The organism is Bacteroides sp. AF32-8BH (assembly GCF_003435205.1).
Taxonomy (GTDB): Bacteria; Bacteroidota; Bacteroidia; order Bacteroidales; family Bacteroidaceae; genus Bacteroides; species Bacteroides ovatus.
This window is the reverse complement of sequence record NZ_QVLZ01000039.1, coordinates 1-1224: the sequence shown is the minus strand read 5'-3', so window position 1 is coordinate 1224 and position 1224 is coordinate 1. Positions and strand designations below refer to the sequence as shown.

The following is a 1224-nucleotide window of genomic DNA, read 5'->3' as shown; positions in this document are numbered from 1 at the left end:
CAAGATCAACTGGCAGAAGTTGGAGGAGAAATGGGGCGTGAAGCGCGACGACCTTGAAAAGTCGGGCGACCTTAACAGGATGCTCAACTACGGCAAGTCCGACTTGGTGAGGGTGTCGCCCAATTTCGGCGGAGAGGCTTTCGAACTGGACGCCCGCCTCTCCTTCAAGAAGGACGGCGAGGGCAACGTCAGCCTTGTGCCGCACTTCATCCGCAAGGAGCAGAAGCTCGACGACTACAAGGAACACAAGTTCTCCGACGACGACCGGAAGAACCTGCGCGAAACGGGCAACCTCGGCAGGGTCGTGGACCTCGTGGACAGGGAAACGGGCGAGATCATCCCCTCGTTCGTCAGCATCGACCGCAAGACGAACGAAATCACGGATGTCTCGGCCAGCAAGGTGCGCATACCGGAACGCATCGGCAAGACGGAAATCACCAAGCAGGAGCAGGACATGCTGCGTGCCGGTCTGCCCGTGCGTGACAAACTCATCGAACGCAAGGACGGCAGGAAGTTCGTCACCACCCTGCAAGTGAACGTGGAGCAGCGCGGCGTGGAGTTCGTGCCGGGAACCGGCAGGTCGCCCCGTGCCGTCCAGACACAGGAAAATAAGGAGAAACAGGCGCAAGGTACGGAAAACACAGCCAACACGAACAAGGAGCAACGCCGCAACACGTGGACGAACGCCGACGGCAGCATCCGCCCCATCAGCAAATGGAGCGGCGTGGACTTCACCGAGCAGCAGAAAGCCGACTACGTGGCTGGCAAAGCCGTGAAACTGGAGAACGTGACCGACAAGCAGGGCTTCCACGCCACGATGTACATCAGGTTCAACCCGGAGAAGGGACGCCCGTACCGCTACGACACCAACCCCGATAACGCGCAGAAGGTCGCGCCTTCCAACGAGAGCCGCACGCAGGTGGCGGTGAACAGCGAGGGCAAGACCAACGAGGCTACCAAGAACCTGAAGGAGCCGTTGCGGAAGGGACAGACCGCCCCGAAGGACACCGCGCAGCAACAGCAGCAGGAGAAGCCGCAAAAAAGAAACAATAAGGGCATGAAGATGTAATCCGGTGTCCGCCACTAAATCCGAAGTAACATTTGTAAAATTCAAAACGACAGAAAAATATGAAGACAATCATTGCAGAAAAGCCGTCTGTGGCACGTGAGATCGCCCGTATCGTGGGCGCGACAAAGAGAGAGGAAGGATATTTCGAGGGAGGC

Annotated in this window: 1 protein-coding gene and 1 pseudogene; both read left to right on the top strand. The window is 58.1% G+C overall.

Translation table 11 applies throughout. The annotated features are described in order from the left end of the window. Window positions 1-1069, top strand: a 1069-nt coding sequence (locus DWZ47_RS22705) for a DUF3945 domain-containing protein (RefSeq protein ID WP_117514838.1), incomplete at its 5' end; no start/stop codon positions are given. Between the two features lie 59 nt (window positions 1070-1128). Then, window positions 1129-1224 (top strand): annotated as a pseudogene (locus DWZ47_RS31415) (topoisomerase); the annotation flags it as partial.